General features: G+C 72.2%; 13 protein-coding genes. 9 read left to right on the top strand and 4 right to left on the bottom strand.

The genetic code is table 11. From position 1 onward, the window contains the following. Nucleotides 1-4: 4 nt before the first annotated feature. Nucleotides 5-856 carry a serine hydrolase gene (locus tag ABZ794_RS22355; RefSeq protein WP_238688150.1) on the bottom strand — a complete coding sequence of 284 codons (852 nt, stop codon included), beginning with the start codon at nt 854-856 and terminating at the stop codon, nt 5-7. Nucleotides 857-970: 114 nt separating this feature from the next. Then, nucleotides 971-2,839 (bottom strand): translational GTPase TypA, encoded by a 1,869-nt coding sequence (gene typA, locus ABZ794_RS22350; protein WP_124858831.1) that lies wholly within the window; start codon nt 2,837-2,839, stop codon nt 971-973. A 133-nt stretch (nt 2,840-2,972) separates the two neighbouring features. Here typA and ABZ794_RS22345 point away from each other — a divergent pair, with 133 nt between their 5' ends. Beyond that, nucleotides 2,973-4,394 (top strand): DedA family protein, encoded by a 1,422-nt coding sequence (locus tag ABZ794_RS22345; protein WP_210787206.1) that lies wholly within the window; start codon nt 2,973-2,975, stop codon nt 4,392-4,394. 34 nt (nt 4,395-4,428) lie between these two features. Then, on the top strand, nt 4,429-5,304 hold the full coding sequence (locus ABZ794_RS22340) for a lytic transglycosylase domain-containing protein (protein WP_210787204.1): 876 nt from the start codon (nt 4,429-4,431) through the stop codon (nt 5,302-5,304). Nucleotides 5,305-5,349: 45 nt separating this feature from the next. Here the strand turns inward: ABZ794_RS22340 and ABZ794_RS22335 are convergent, their stop codons facing one another. Next, the gene (locus tag ABZ794_RS22335) at nt 5,350-7,476 is read right to left on the bottom strand and encodes an efflux RND transporter permease subunit (RefSeq protein ID WP_210787202.1); all 2,127 of its coding nucleotides are present in this window, start codon (nt 7,474-7,476) and stop codon (nt 5,350-5,352) included. Nucleotides 7,477-7,599: 123 nt separating this feature from the next. On the opposite strand from ABZ794_RS22335, the gene ABZ794_RS22330 reads away from it, so the two are divergent. The 5 genes from ABZ794_RS22330 (at nt 7,600) to ABZ794_RS22310 (ending at nt 12,789) form a co-directional block, all read left to right on the top strand. Beyond that, on the top strand, nt 7,600-8,115 hold the full coding sequence (locus ABZ794_RS22330; RefSeq protein ID WP_210787200.1) for a MarR family transcriptional regulator: 516 nt from the start codon (nt 7,600-7,602) through the stop codon (nt 8,113-8,115). Nucleotides 8,116-8,118: 3 nt separating this feature from the next. Then, nucleotides 8,119-9,810: a CocE/NonD family hydrolase gene (locus ABZ794_RS22325; protein ID WP_210787198.1), complete on the top strand. Its 1,692-nt coding sequence runs from the start codon at nt 8,119-8,121 to the stop codon at nt 9,808-9,810. A gap of 143 nt (nt 9,811-9,953) precedes the next feature. Further along, the gene (locus ABZ794_RS22320; protein WP_357517346.1) at nt 9,954-10,829 is read left to right on the top strand and encodes a hypothetical protein; all 876 of its coding nucleotides are present in this window, start codon (nt 9,954-9,956) and stop codon (nt 10,827-10,829) included. 107 nt (nt 10,830-10,936) lie between these two features. After that, nucleotides 10,937-11,512, top strand: coding sequence for a helix-turn-helix domain-containing protein (locus tag ABZ794_RS22315; protein ID WP_210787189.1), 576 nt, complete (start codon nt 10,937-10,939; stop codon nt 11,510-11,512). Beyond that, nucleotides 11,509-12,789 carry an MFS transporter gene (locus ABZ794_RS22310; protein WP_357517344.1) on the top strand — a complete coding sequence of 427 codons (1,281 nt, stop codon included), beginning with the start codon at nt 11,509-11,511 and terminating at the stop codon, nt 12,787-12,789. The genes ABZ794_RS22315 and ABZ794_RS22310 overlap by 4 nt, the downstream gene beginning before the upstream one ends. Before the next feature lie 48 nt (nt 12,790-12,837). Here the strand turns inward: ABZ794_RS22310 and ABZ794_RS22305 are convergent, their stop codons facing one another. Then, nucleotides 12,838-13,041 (bottom strand): cold-shock protein, encoded by a 204-nt coding sequence (locus ABZ794_RS22305; protein WP_007462771.1) that lies wholly within the window; start codon nt 13,039-13,041, stop codon nt 12,838-12,840. Nucleotides 13,042-13,234: 193 nt separating this feature from the next. On the opposite strand from ABZ794_RS22305, the gene ABZ794_RS22300 reads away from it, so the two are divergent. Further along, entirely contained in the window at nt 13,235-13,918 is a 684-nt protein-coding gene (locus ABZ794_RS22300) for a 50S ribosomal protein L11 methyltransferase (RefSeq protein ID WP_307850698.1), read from the top strand. 100 nt (nt 13,919-14,018) lie between these two features. Next, nucleotides 14,019-14,627 carry a VTT domain-containing protein gene (locus ABZ794_RS22295; protein WP_238688156.1) on the top strand — a complete coding sequence of 203 codons (609 nt, stop codon included), beginning with the start codon at nt 14,019-14,021 and terminating at the stop codon, nt 14,625-14,627. Nucleotides 14,628-14,696 lie beyond the last annotated feature (69 nt).

Here is a 14,696-nt window from a genome sequence, read left to right as displayed (position 1 = left end):
CGGGTCAGAGCTGGTGGCGGGCCGCCCAGACCTGCGCCGAGATGTGCGCGAGCAGCAGGCAGGCGTCGTCCTCCACCTGGTCGTCGCCCCCGGCCAGGTCGGTGGTGGTGCAGACGGCGATGAGGTACGGCGGGGCGTCGTCGGGCAGCACCAGGCCGGCGCCGTGGCGGACGCCGCGTACCCAACCGTTCTTGTGCGCGATGCGGGTGCCCTCGGGCAGGCCGGCGGCGAGGTCCTCGCGGTGTTCCTGGGCGAGCAGGACGTCCAGCATTGTGGTGCAGGCGGCCGGTGAGGCGAGTGGGCCGGGGGTGCCGGTCCCGGTGGCCAGGGCGCCGAGCAGGGCGGCCAGGTCGGCGGCGGTGACCGTGTTGGTGATGCCGGCCTCGCGGGCGGCGAAGTCCTCGATGCCGCGGCCGGTGACGCTGTTGCGGGCGCCGGCGAGGGCCCAGACCTCGGCGACCGCGGGCAGCCCGACGTGGCCGAGGACGAGGTTGGTGGCGAGGTTGCTGGAGCGCACGATCATCCGGTCGGCCAGCCAGCGCAGTGTCGCGGTGCCGCCGACGCGGTCCCAGACCGCGTCGTCGTTGTCGTAGGGCTGCGCGTTGGCGAAGCGGGGTGCGCCGGGCTGGGCGGAGTCGAAGTCGTTGACGACGGGGACCGGGGCGTCCAGGTCCAGGGTGCCGGCCTCGGCGGCGCGGTGCAGCGCGGCGAGCACCGCCACCTTCATGGTGCTCGCGGCGTAGTGGCCGGCGTCCGCGTGGCGGGTCCAGGTCGGCGGCGCGTCGAGCCGCCCCACGTACGCGGAGACGGTGCCGGGCACCCGGTCCAGGTGGGCGTCGAGATCATCCCAGGTCATGCCGGTGACCGTAGCGGATCAAGCGGGGGTGGGCTCGCGTACCCGTCGGGGGAAAAAATCACCGGGCGCGCCGGCCGCTTGCGGCCGACGCGCCCGGTGTCGGGTGCTGGTGGGTCAGCCGGCGTGCTTGCGGCGGGCGGCGGCCCGGCCCCGCAGCTGCTGGTCGAGCACCACCTTGCGGATGCGCACCGCGGTCGGGGTGACCTCGACGCACTCGTCCTCGCGGCAGAACTCCAGGGCCTGCTCCAGCGAGAGCTTGCGCGGCGGGATCAGCTTCTCCGTCTCGTCGGAGGTCGACGCCCGCATGTTGGTGAGCTTCTTCTCCTTGGTGATGTTGACGTCCATGTCGTCGGAGCGGGAGTTCTCCCCGACGATCATGCCCTCGTACACCTCGGTGGTGGGGTCGACGAAGAGCTGGCCACGCTCCTGAAGGTTGATCATCGCGAAGGCGGTGACCGCGCCGGCCCGGTCGGCGACCAGCGAACCGTTGTTGCGGGTGCGCAGCTCGCCGAACCACGGCTCGTAGGACTCGAAGACGTGGTGCAGGATGCCGGTGCCCCGGGTGTCGGTGAGGAACTCGGTGCGGAAGCCGATCAGGCCGCGCGCCGGCACCAGCCACTCCATCCGGATCCAGCCGGTGCCGTGGTTGACCAGCTGCTCCATCCGGCCCTTGCGGGTGGCGAGGAGCTGGGTGATCGCGCCCAGGTACTCCTCCGGGGCGTCGATGGTCAGCCGCTCGACCGGCTCGCAGGTCTTGCCGTCGATCTCCCGGGTGACCACCTGCGGCTTGCCGACGGTCAGCTCGTAGCTCTCCCGGCGCATCTGCTCGACCAGGATGGCCAGCGCCAGCTCGCCGCGGCCCTGCACCTCCCAGGCGTCCGGCCGCTCGGTGGGCAGGACCCGCAGGGACACGTTGCCGATCAGCTCCTTGTCGAGCCGGTCCTTGACCATCCGCGCGGTGACCTTGGAGCCCTTGACCCGGCCGACCAGCGGCGAGGTGTTGGTGCCGATGGTCATCGAGATGGCCGGCTCGTCGACCGTGATCAGCGGCAGCGCGACCGGGTTCTCGACGTCGGCGAGGGTCTCACCGATCATGATCTCCGGGATGCCGGCGACGGCGATGATGTCGCCCGGGCCGGCGGTCTCGGCCGACGTGCGCTCCAGGCCCTCGGTCATCAGCATCTCGGAGATGCGGACCCGCTGAGTGCTGCCGTCGGTGCGGCACCAGGCCACCGTCTGACCCTTGTTGATGGTGCCCTGGCGGACCCGGCACAGCGCGAGCCGGCCGAGGAACGGCGAGGCGTCCAGGTTGGTGACGTGGGCCTGCAACGGCGCGCCGTCCTCGTACGAGGGTGCCGGGATGGTGTCCAGCAGGGTGCGGAACAGCGGCTCCAGGGAGGTGCTGTCGTCGGGCACCGAGCCGTCGGCGGGCTGGGTCAGCGAGGCGATGCCGTCGCGGGCGCAGGCGTAGACGATCGGGAAGTCGATCTGCTCCTCGTCGGCGTCCAGGTCGAGGAAGAGCTCGTAGGTGTCGTCCACGACCTCCTTGATCCGGGCATCCGGACGGTCCACCTTGTTGATCACCAGGATGATCGGCATCCGGGCCCGCAGCGCCTTACGCAGCACGAAGCGGGTCTGCGGCAGCGGACCCTCGCTGGCGTCGACGAGCAGCACCACACCGTCGACCATGGTCAGGCCGCGCTCCACCTCGCCGCCGAAGTCGGCGTGGCCGGGGGTGTCGATGATGTTGATGGTGACCGGGTCGGAGCCGTCCGCCGGCAGGTAACGCACGCCGGTGTTCTTGGCCAGGATCGTGATGCCCTTTTCCCGCTCCAGGTCACCGGAGTCCATCACCCGCTCGGTGTTCTCGCCGCGTGCGCCGTACGCGCCGGCCTGCCGCAACATGGCGTCGACCAGGGTGGTCTTGCCGTGGTCGACGTGAGCGATGATGGCGACGTTGCGGAGGTCGGTGCGAAGCTGCATACCCTCTATCCTTCCGCCTGCGCTCGCGCAGGCTGCGTCGGGGTCACCCCCAGGTGCCCCTGATCTATGGTGAAACCGCTGTGCCGGTGGTTCCCCGGGCTGGCATGCTGGCACCCGTGTCCCGGGGGCCTGAGTGCACGAGCTGCTGACCTGGGTGCAGGGTCTGCCCACCCTGTGGATCTACCTGGTCGCCGCGCTGATCGTGGCGGGCGAGACCGCGGTGATCTTCGGCCTGCTCGTGCCGGGTGAGGCTACCCTGCTGCTCGTCGGCTTCCTCACCTACAACGGTACCTTGCGGCTCGGGCCGGCGTTGCTCGCGATGATCGTCGCGGCGGTTCTCGGCGATGGGCTGGCCTTTCGGGCCGGACGGCGGTACGGCCCACGGCTGCGCGCCGGGCTGGGTCACCGGGTCGGGCCGCAACGGTGGGCCCGCGCCGACGCCATGCTCGCCCGCCTCGGTGGTCGGGGGGTGTTCGCCGCCCGATGGGTGGCTTTCGCCCGGACCCTGGTGCCCCGGCTGGCCGGTGCGGCCGGTATGCCGTACCGGCGGTTCGCCCTCTGGAACCTGGCCGGGGTGGTGACCTGGGTGGGCGGTTCGGTGCTGCTCGGTCACCTCGCCGGTGAGTCGTACGACACGGTCTCCCGGCTGCTCGGCCGGGCCACCGGGGTGACATTCCTGTTGCTGGCCGGCCTGGTGGGTGTGGTGCTCGTGGGTCGATGGCTGGGCCGTAACCCCGACCCGGTGCGCGCGCTGCTGTCCCGGGCCGGCGCGCTGCCCCCGGTGCGGTGGCTCACCGCCCGCTACGGGGTGCTGTTCTTCCTGGTGGCCATGCGGATCGGCCCGGCCTGGACGCTGCTGCTCAATCTGGCCGCCGGGCTGTTGCTGCTGTTCGCCGCCGGGCTCGCCATCGCCGGTCTGCTCGCGGTGGCGGTCCGCAACAGTGGGCTCGCCGCGCTGGACGGCGCCATCGCGGGGTGGTTCGCCGCTCGGCGTACCCCGGACGCCGCCGACGCCACACTGGTAGTGGTGTCGGTGGTACGCGGGTCGGTGCTGATCCTGTTGGTGGCGCTGGTGGCGGCGGTGCTGGCGTGGCGCAACCGACCCTGGCGGGCGGACCTGCTCAGCGTGGTCGGCACTGTGGGCGCGTTCGTGCCGCTGGTGGTGCTGGCCCTGGTGGCCGAACTGACCGGCCCGAATGGGACCGCCCCGGGCGGCGGTGAGGTGGCTCCGCTCTCCACCCAGAACGCCGTGGTCGCGGCGAGCTTCTGCACCCTGGCGTGGCTGGTGTCGCGCAGCGCCCACTGGCCGGTGGCGGTGGCCGCCTGGACCGCTGCGGCGGCAGGGGTGCTCGGGATCGGCGGCGCGCGGCTCTACCTCGGACTGGACACGGCGAGCGGGACGGCCGCGGCGGTGCTGCTCGGGGTGCTCTGGACTGTGGTGTTCATGGTCGCCTGGGCGACTCGGGACCGGGCGGTGGGCGACGGTCAGCCCCCGGTCGACCAGGCCCCCCGGCGGCCCTCGCAGGGGCAACGCCGCCCGGTCGAACCTTGTTAGGGTGCGGCGACAATCACACGGGGGAGGCAACGCCATGGTTCGACGCACCGATCGGCTGGGCGCCGCAGTGCTCGCCGGGCTTCTGCTGGCGAGCGCACTGGTCGGCTGCGCCGCCAAGGGGGAGAGCCCATCGGGCCTGGCCGCGCCGGTCGCCGTCACCGACGGGCCGACCGATGCACCTTCCGACGAGGTCGACGGGGAGCCGAGCCCGTCGGTGAGCGCCGTGGAATCGATGGGTTCCGCGCCGAGTCGTAGCGCGACCCCGAAGCCGAAGACGACGAAGAAGCCGACCCGGGCGGCGCCGAAGCCGCGAGCGGTGCCGAAGCCGCCCACCGAGACCGAGGTTCCGCCGGCGCCCCCGAAGCCGGCACCCAGTTCCTGCAAGCCGACCTACAAGGGCACCCAGGCGAGCCGGTCCGAGGTGAAGGCAGCGCTGACCGATGCGGCCAACCGCACCTACTGGCCGGTCTCCGCGCCGGACATCAAGATCCCGCTCAACCTGCTCAAGGCCACCGCGTGGCAGGAGAGCGGCTGGCAGTCCAACATCTACGCCTGCGACGGTGGGGTCGGGCTGTTGCAGGTGATGCCGGACACCGCTACCTGGATGAACCAGCGGTTCGAGAAGAGCTACAAGATCGACGCCTACCAGGACAACGCCTACCTCGGCGCCACCTACCTGGCCTGGGCGACGAAGTACATCGGCGACATGTACTTCGAGTCCGACTTCCGGCTCGATCCGGCACTGTGCACCAGCGAGCTGAATTCCTGCCTGCTCAACGCCGTCATCGCCGCGTACAACTTCGGTCACGGTGCGGTGGCGCAGGAGGGGGAGCCGCTGGCCATCCCCAACCCGTCGTACGTGCGCAACGTGCGGGCGCTGATGAGCGAGTGCGTCTGCCTGGCGTACTGACCTGGTCGGGGCCGTGGCGGATTCGCCACGGCCCCGACGAGTCGGTCAGTCGTGCGCGGCGACCGGCTCGGGCGAGCGCGGGGTGGCCTGTACCGGGTCGCGCGTGTTGCGGCCGGGCCACCAGAAGCGGTCGCCGAGCAGGAACGCCAGCGCCGGCACCAGGACCGTGCGGACCAGCAGGGTGTCGAGCAGGACACCGATGCAGACGATGATCCCGATCTGGGTCAGGGTGATCAGCGGGAGCACGCCGAGCACGGCGAAGACCGCGGCGAGCAGCACTCCGGCGCTGGTGATCACACCGCCGGTGACCCGCAGGGCGGAGAGCATCCCGGCGCGGGTGCCGGCGCTGCGGGCGTCCTCCCGGGCCCGGGTGACCAGGAAGATGTTGTAGTCCACCCCGAGCGCCACCAGGAACACGAAGGCGAGCAGCAGCACACCGCTGTCCAGGGCCGGGAAGCCCAGCACGTGGTCGAAGAGCAGCCAGGCCGCGCCGAGGCTGGCGAAGTACGACGCGATCACGGTGAGCACCAACAGCAGCGGCGCGAGCAGACCGCGTAGCAGCAGCACGAGCACGGCGCCGACCAGCAGCAGGATGATCGGCAGGATGAGTCGCAGATCCCGGTCGTTGGCCTCGTCGGAGTCGTAGGTGGCGGCCACGGAGCCACCGACGATCGCCCCGGACGGGGCGTCGGCGCCGGCGGCGGCCGGCGGCGCGGAGTCGGGAACGGCGGCGACCGCCGCCCGTAGCGCCTCGATCGCGCGGTCCGAGGCGGTGGTGCCGGGTTCGGCGTCGAGGACCACGTCGACCTGGGCGACGGCCGCGCCGGCGTCGCCGGGGCGCGCCGAGGCGACACCGGGTACGGCGGTGGCGGCGGCGGTGACCGCCCGCACCGCCGCCGGGGTGGTGATCACGGCGACGGGCTGGGTGCTGCCGGCGGGGAAGGCCCTGGCCAGGGTCTGTGCCCCGGTCACCGCCTCGGGCTCGGCCCGGAACTGTTCGGTCTCGGACAGGCCGGTACGGATGCCGAGCCCACCCAGTGCCAGGCCGCCGAGCAGCACTGTGGCCAGCGTCGCGACCACCACCGGGCGGCGTTGCACGGCGGTGCCGAGTCGACCCCAGAGCCGACCCTCGCGCACCGGGCCGCCGACCCGGGGTACGAAGGGCCAGAACAGGCCGCGACCGAAGAGCACCAGCACGGCGGGGAGCACGAACAGGGCCGAGAGCATGGCGAAGACCACACCGGTGGCGCACGCCACGGCCAGTGCCCGGTTGGTCTCCTGCTCACTGAGCAGCAGGGTGAGGACGCCGAGCACGACGGTGCCGCCGCTGGCGAGGATGGGCTCCGCGGTGCGGCGCAGCGCGGCGCGCATCGCCGCGAACCGGTCCTCCTCGCGGCGCAGCTCCTCCCGGTAGCGGGCGATGAGCAGCAGCGCGTAGTCGGTGGCGGCGCCGAAGACCAGCACGCTGGCGATGCCGGTGACCTGGCCCTGCTGGAGGTTGATGCCGACGCCCGGCACGATGACGTCCACCGCGCGCAGGGTGAGCTGCTCGGTGGCGGCGACCACGACCAGCGGCACGATCCACAGGAACGGGCTGCGATAGGTGATCAGCAGGAGCAGCGCGACCACGCCGGCGGTCACCACGAGCAGTGTGACGTCGGCGCCGTCGAACACCGAGGAGAGGTCGGCGGTGAACGCCGGGGCGCCGGTCACCTCGGCGGTCAGCCCGTCAGGCAGGTTCATGAGGGTGGCGCGCAGCTGGGTCACCGTGTCGGTGACGACCTCCTGCCCGCCGGCGGTGTCCAGCGGCACGGCGACCAGGGCCACCGCGCCGTCCGGGGAGACCTGGGCGGGGCTGACCTGCCCGCCCACCGCGAGTCGGCGTAGGTCGTCGGCGCGAGCGCCGACGGTCGCCCGGTCGGTCCCGCTCAGCGCGCCGCCGTCACCACGACTGATCACCACGATGGCCGGCTGCACGTCGCTGGAGGGCAGCTGATCCTGGAGACGTTGCACCTGGGTCGACTGCCACTGCACGGACAGGCCGGTGGCGGAGACCGGCGCCGGGTTGTCCGGCTGGGGTGTGCCGAAGACGGCAGCGCCCACGACGATCGCGGCGGCCACTGTGAGCCAGGCGGCCAGCCGGCCACGAGCGACTCTGGTGAACACAGACATCAGGTGACCTCAAGGTCTTTCGGAAGTCGAGTATCTTGATAGCCGAGATTATCCGGGGCTGTTCTATGCTGCAACCCGGGAGACCGACGACGGGAAGAGCGGCGCGAGGTGGCGACTCACGGCATGTACCGACGGCGCGACACGCGCCGCGAGCAGCTGGTCGCCGAGATCACCAACAACCTCCGGCGGTACGCGGTGGACGCCCAGCAGGTCGGCCACGCCTTCGCCAACCTGAACGGCCTCAACCCGACCGACCTGCAGGCGTTGATCGCGGTGATGGACGCCGAGCTGCTCGGTGACCCGATCACCCCCGGCCGTCTCGGCGAGCAGCTGAACCTCTCCTCCGGCTCCGTCACGGCCCTGATCGACCGGCTGGAACGGGCCGGGCACATCCGCCGTGACCGGGACACCGTCGACCGGCGCAAGGTGCTGCTGCACTACGCCGACCAGGGCGCCACCCTGGCCATGGAGTTCTTCCGGCCGCTGGGCGCCCGTACCGACACGGTGATGGCCCGGTTCAGCGAGGACGAGCTGGAGGTGGTGCACCGGTTCATGGCGGAGATGAGCGAATCGCTGCGCGGGCACCGCGACGCGGTGCGCGCCGCCCGGCCGGAGTCACCCCGCCGCCCGACGGGCTGACCGTTGCCGGACCCCGTCACCCGCCTCGCCAGCGCCGCGCTGCGCCTGCCACCGACCCGCCCCGGCCCGGTGCGGGTCAGCCGTGACCTCCCGGTGCGGGCCCGCGACGGTGTGGTGCTGCGCACCGACCACTACGCCCCGGCCGTCCACGGCGCGCCGACCGTGCTGATCCGCACCCCCTACGGGCGGGGTGGACCGCTGCGGCTGCTCGGTCGGCTGCTCGCCGCCCGGGGTCGGCACGCGGTGATCCAGTCGTGCCGGGGCACCGGCGGCTCCGGTGGAACGTTCGCCCCGCTGGTGCACGAGCGCGACGACGGCGCGGACACGCTGGACTGGCTGCGTCGCCAGCCCTGGTGGTCCGGGCAACTCGGGATGTTCGGGGTCAGCTACCAGGGCTTCGCCCAGTGGGCCCTGGCCGCCGACGCCGGCGAGGAACTGCGGGCGATGGTCGCCGTGGTGACCGCCTCGGCGACCCGCGACTCGACGTACGCGGGGGAGTCCTTCGCCCTGGACACCGTGCTGACCTGGGCGGAGCTGCTGCACGCGCAGACCGTGCCGTGGCTGGCCCGGCAGTGGGAACTCAAGCGCGGGCAACCCCGGCTGGCCACCGCGCTGGAGCACCTCCCCCTGGCCGACGCCGACCGGGTGGCCACCGGTGTGACCATCCCGTTCTTCCAGGAGTGGCTACGCCACCACACACCGCAGGCCGCGTACTGGCGGAGCCGGGTCTTCGCCGACCAGGTCGCGAAGGTGCGGGCGCCGGTGGTCATGGTCACCGGATGGCACGACATCTTCCTGCCCGCCCAGCTCGACGACCACGCCGTGCTGCGCGCCGCCGGCACACCACCGCGCCTGGTGATCGGGCCGTGGACGCACGGCAGCCCCGGGCTGTTCGTGGCCGCGCTGCGCGAGGGGTTGGCCTGGCTCGACGAGCACCTGCCGGCCGCGTCTCGTACGCCCGTCCCGGCAGGACCAGCCCGGCCGCCCGTGCACATCTACGTCGGCGGCGCCGGTGGCGGCTGGCGGGACCTGCCGGACTGGCCACCCCCGGCCGTCGAGACCCCCTGGCACCTGCAACCCGGTGGGGAGCTGGCGGCACACCCACCTGTCGCGTCGACACCGGACACGTTCCGCTACGACCCGGCCGATCCCACCCCGTCGCTGGGCGGTCCACTGCTCGTCGCCCAACGGGCCGGCCCGGTCGACAACCGGCGCGTCGAGGCCCGTCCCGACGTGCTGACCTACACCAGTGCCCCGCTGACCGCGCCGGTCGAGGTGGTCGGCCCGGTCCGCGCCGAGATCCACGTCCGCAGTGATCTGCCGTACCTGGACGTGTTCGTTCGTCTGTGCGACGTGGACCGCCGGGGTCGCTCGTGGAACGTGTGCGACGGCCTGGTGCGGGTCACGCCCGAGCGCTTCCCGCCCGACTCTTCCGGGGCGCTGCGGATTCCGGTGCCACTCTGGCCGACCGCGTACCGCTTCGCCGCCGGGCACCGACTGCGGGTGCAGGTCTGCGGCGGCGCCCATCCACGGTGGGCCCGCAACCCCGGCACGGGGGAGCCGCTCGGCACGGCGGTGACGCTGCGTGCCGGTTGGCGGCAGGTTCTGCACGATCCGGCTCACCCGTCGGCGCTGCTGTTGCCAATCGTCCACTCTGACCCTCGGCAGTCTCCAGTTTGCACTGACCTGCTCTGAGCTGGGCGTTTGTCCAAAACGCGGGCTATGGTTGAGTCAACGCCCGGCGCCGTGCACCAGTAGGCCGGGCTCGCCCGAAGCCCAGCACCGCGTACGCGGTGTGACGTCGTGCCCGGTCCCCGCCTCTCGGAAAGGGGGACCCCATGACCCGGGCCCCGGCTAATCTTCTGGCCGTCCGAAGCCTGCTCCTCACTCACCTCGACAACGCCCCTGGGCCAGACGACCTGGACCCGGGCGAGGTCGGCATCGTCGGCGACTCGGCCCACCGGGGCGGCTACCACTGCGGATCGGACCGGGTCGTCACCGGCGACTACTCGGTGGTCGAGTCGCCCCGCGACCGGGCCGGGCTGACCCTCGACGCGGCGGCGCTGGACGTCGGCCAGTTCGATGTCCGCTCCGGTGGTCGTACGAACACGCTGCCCAGCTTCTCGGTCTGGTGCGTCGCGCAGTGCGCCGCGAACGCGGCCGACACCCGGGACATCCGGGAGATCATCTACAGCCCCGACGGCACCACTGTGAGGCGGTGGGATCGCCTCGGCAAGCGCACCAGCGGGGACAGCTCCCACCGCTGGCACACCCACTTCAGCTTCTTCCGCGACGCCATCAAGGCGGGCCGCGACCAGCGGCCCCTGTTCCGCCGCTACCTCAGCTCCATCGGACTCCTGGAGGACGACGACATGACCCCCGAAGAACACAACTGGCTGGCCACCGTCCACAAGAACCTCACAGTCCTGGACGGTCGCAACCCGATCGGGCAGATCTACACCCGGATGGCGATGGGTGAGGATGCCACGGTCCCGAACTTCGTCTCGGCGCACCCGACGTTGACGTCGCTCGCCGCCCAGGTGAGTGCGTTGCAGGCGGCGCTGACAGCGCTGTCCAACCGGGACTTCACCGACGAGCCGGCGATCGTCCAGGGCGTCCTGGCGTCGCTGACGCCGGAGAAGATTGCCGCAGCCATTCCGCCCACCATGGCCAAGCAGGTCGCCGACGAGCTGGCCCGCCGGCTGGTCGCCTGAGCGAGGGGCGGCCCGAGGCCGCCGGGCCGCCCCTCTTGGCGAACTCCGCAACGATCGTTGAGCAATAACTATTGCGCAAGAGTTGTTGCGGATGCCACCCTGTCGACATGGACAGCTCCGACGTACGCCAGATCACCGACTCCCGGGTGCTGGCCGCCATGTCCCACCCGCTGCGCCGCCGGCTGATGGACGTGTTCAAGGTCCACGGGCCCTCCACCGTCGGGCTGCTCGCCGAGCGCACCGACCAGGCCCCGGCGAACGTCAGCCACCACCTCAAGGTCCTCGCCGCCGCCGACCTGGTCACCGAGGCGCCCGAGTTGGCCCGGGACCGGCGCGAGCGGTGGTGGCGCCTGGTCGCCCGGGGGCTGCGGTGGTCCAACGCCGACTTCGACGCCGACCCGGCCGCCCGAGCGGTCGCCGACGCCGCCACCTCGCTCAACCTGGACCGGCACGTCGCCCTGGCCCGGGCCTGGCACGCCGCCGACGACAGCACCCAGGCCACCTGGAACGACGCGCCGTTCTCCACCGACCGCTGGCTACGCCTCACACCCGAGGAACTGGCCGAGCTGAGCCACGAGGTGATCGACGTCCTCGCGCGCTGGGCCGACCGGGAGCCACCCGACGACGACGCCGACCGCAGACCGGTCTTCGTGTTCGTCCACGGCGTACCGGCCCGACCGTGACCACCGCCACCCGCGGCGACCCCAGCGACGTCCGGCCGACCGCAGGGCTGCTGCGGCACCGCGACTTCCGGCTGCTCTGGGCCGGCCAGGCGGTCAGCAGCGTCGGCAGCAACGTCACCACTGTCGCGCTGCCCCTGGTCGCGGTCGCCGTCCTCGACGCCGGCACCTTCCAGGTGGCGGTGCTCACCGCCGCGGCCTGGCTGCCCTGGTTGCTGATCGGCCTGCCGGCCGGCGCGTGGGTCGACCGGCTGCCCCGCCGACCGGTGATGGTGATCTGCGACCTGCTCTGCGCGGTGGCCTTCCTCAGCGTGCCGCTGGCCGCCCTGGTGGACCGGCTCACCGTCGCACAACTGCTCGTGGTCGCCCTCAGCGCGGGCGCCGCGCGGGTCTTCTTCGAAACCGCCGACCAGGTCTACCTGCCGGTGCTGCTGCGACCCGGGCAACTGCCGGAGGGCAACGCCAAGCTCCAGGCGACCCAGACCGTCAGCTACGTCGTGGGACCCGGCCTCGCCGGTCTGATCGCCCAGCTCATCGGCGCCGTCGCCGCGCTGCTGCTGGACGCGCTCACGTTCCTGCTGTCCGCGGTGTTCCTCCTGCGCATCCGCACCCGCGAACCACGTGTACGCCCCTCGGAGCGGTCCCGGTCGCTGCGCCGGGACATCACCGAGGGGCTGCGCTTCGTCATCAGGGACCCGTACCTGCGGGTGCTCACGCTCTTCGGCGCGGCCAGCAACATCGGGCTGACCGGCTACCAGGCCGTCCTGGTGGTCTTCCTGGTCCGCGAACTGCGTCTCGAGCCGGGCCTGGTGGGTGGGCTCGTCGGGGTGATGAGCGCCGGCGGGATCATCGGCGCGCTGCTCGCCACCACTGTGGCCCGGCGCTACGGCACCGCGCGGGCGCTGCTGATCGCGGCGGCGCTCACCGGCCCGCCCGCGCTGCTCATCCCGCTCGCCGCGCCCGGCGTCGGGCTGGCCTGGCCAGCCCTCGGCGGCCTGCTGATCGGTCTCGGGGTGGCCGTCGGCAACGTGGTCAAGGGTGCTTTCCGGCAGACCTACACGCCGCACCACCTGCTGGGCCGGGTGACGGTGAGCATGCATCTGTTCAACTACGGCACGATCCCGCTGGCGGCCGTGCTGGCCGGTGCCATCGGCGCACGTTACGGCGTCGAGACGGCAATTGTCGGGATGACCGCCTGGCTGGCGCTCACCCCGATGATTCTGTTGGTCGGGCCACTCCGGAGGCGGCGGGACCTGCCCGCCGCCCCGGCGGCGTCTTGAGTGCGCTGCGACGGCGGCCGGAGACCGGCCGCCGTCACCGGCACGGAGCTACATCGGGCGGACGTTGTCCGCCTGCGGACCCTTCTGCCCCTGGGTCACCTCGAACTCGACCTTCTGGCCCTCGTTGAGCTCCCGGTAGCCGCTCGAGGCGATGGCGGAGTAGTGGACGAACACGTCCGGCCCTCCACCGTCCTGCTCGATGAAGCCGAAGCCCTTTTCCGAGTTGAACCACTTAACCGTGCCGGTTGCCATGCATCTCTCCCTGTTCAAAGCGGCTGACCCTCGGCCTCTGGCCGATGATCGCCCGTACCTGTTCGACAGTAACGGGCAAAACCCCGATCCGCTGGCCGAAGTGCCGTAGGTATTTGACTGAACTCGGGTGAACTCTGCGCGGCGGCATGTGAAACCCGCCCCGACCAACCGCCGCTGGGGCATGCTTGCGCCGATGAGAGATGCCGCCGCCGACGCGCTGACCGAGCTGGAACGCGAGATTCACGCGCCCGGCGCCGGTCTGGACCGGCTCCGGTTGATGCCCACCCCGTTCGTCCCCGAGGTGCGGCTGCACCTGGCCGAGGACGCGATCGTCTGGTGGGCCCGGATGGAGGCAGCCGCCGGACACGCGCTGCCGGCACCGTACTGGGCGTCCGCCTGGGCCGGAGGACAGGCCCTGGCCCGCCACCTCCTCGACCACCCGGAGCTGGCCGCCGGCCGCCGGGTCCTCGACCTCGCCGCCGGATCCGGACTGGTAGCCATCGCCGCCGCCCTCGCCGGCGCCGCGGAGGTGACCGCCAACGACATCGACCCGTACGCCGTCGCCGCCGTCACCCTCAACGCGCGAGCCAACCACGTCGCCGTCGAGGCCACCGGGGACGACCTGCTCGACAGCACCGAAGCGAAGGTCGACCTGGTCGTCGCCGGAGACGTCTTCTACGACCGCGCGATGGCCGACCGGATGCTGCCCTTCCTGCAGCGGGCCGCCGCCGCAGGTGCCGACGTGCTGGTCGGCGACCCCGGCCGCGGACACCTACCGACGGACCGCCTGACCGTGCTGGCCGACTACCCGGTGCCCACCACCGAACCGTCGGTCGACTCGTCGCTACGCCACGTGCAGGTGCTGCGTCCCGCCTGAGGCGGACCCCGACTCAGGGGCGACCCCGAGGCGGATACCAGGGGTCACTGGGGGCTACGACCCGATGTCCGAAGTGGTGCCACGGCCATAGCGTGGACGCATGACGCAATGGCTGGCCCAGATCGGAGAACTACCGATTCTGCTGCTGATGGGTGCGCTCGGGCTCGTCATGCTCTTCGACGCCGTACCCCTGCTGGGTGTCCTGGTCCCCGGCGACGTCGCGATCCTCGCCGCCGTCGGCGTCGGCCGCCCGAGCACCGGGCTGGCCACCTTCACCGCGGTGCTGATCGGCTGCCTGGCCGGCTGGTCGCTGAGCTTCCTGATCGGCCGTCGCTACTCCGACCGGCTGCGCGACAGCCGCGTCGGCGGCTGGATCGGCGAGGCCCGTTGGACAGCGGCCGAAGGCATCCTGCGTCGCGGCGGCGGCCGGATGATGATGGTCGCGCCGTTCCTGCCGGTCTTCAACGCGCTGCTGCCACTGGCTGCCGGCGGGCTGCGGATGTCGTACCGCCGATTTCTCGGCTGCGCGACGATCGGCGCGGCCGCCTGGGCCGGTCTCTACCTGGCCCTGGGCACCGCGTCGCGGTCGGTGGCCGGGCTGTTGCCGGGCGACCCCAGCCCGCTGCTGGTCACGATGGGGGTAGGGCTGGTGCTGGCTTCCGTCGCGTTGCTGGGGGCGCGGCGGCGGTTGTTCTCCGTCGTCGGCTGAGCTTTCTTCGTTCCGGGGGGTCGCTGGGGCCGGGTTGCGGTGGTGGGGGCGGGGGCCCGCCGTGCCCGG

This window comes from Micromonospora sp. NPDC047187 (assembly GCF_040643355.1).
Lineage (GTDB): Bacteria > Actinomycetota > Actinomycetes > Mycobacteriales > Micromonosporaceae > Micromonospora > Micromonospora salmantinae.
Note: the sequence above shows the minus strand (reverse complement) of the source record. Positions and strands in the feature narration are given on the sequence as shown.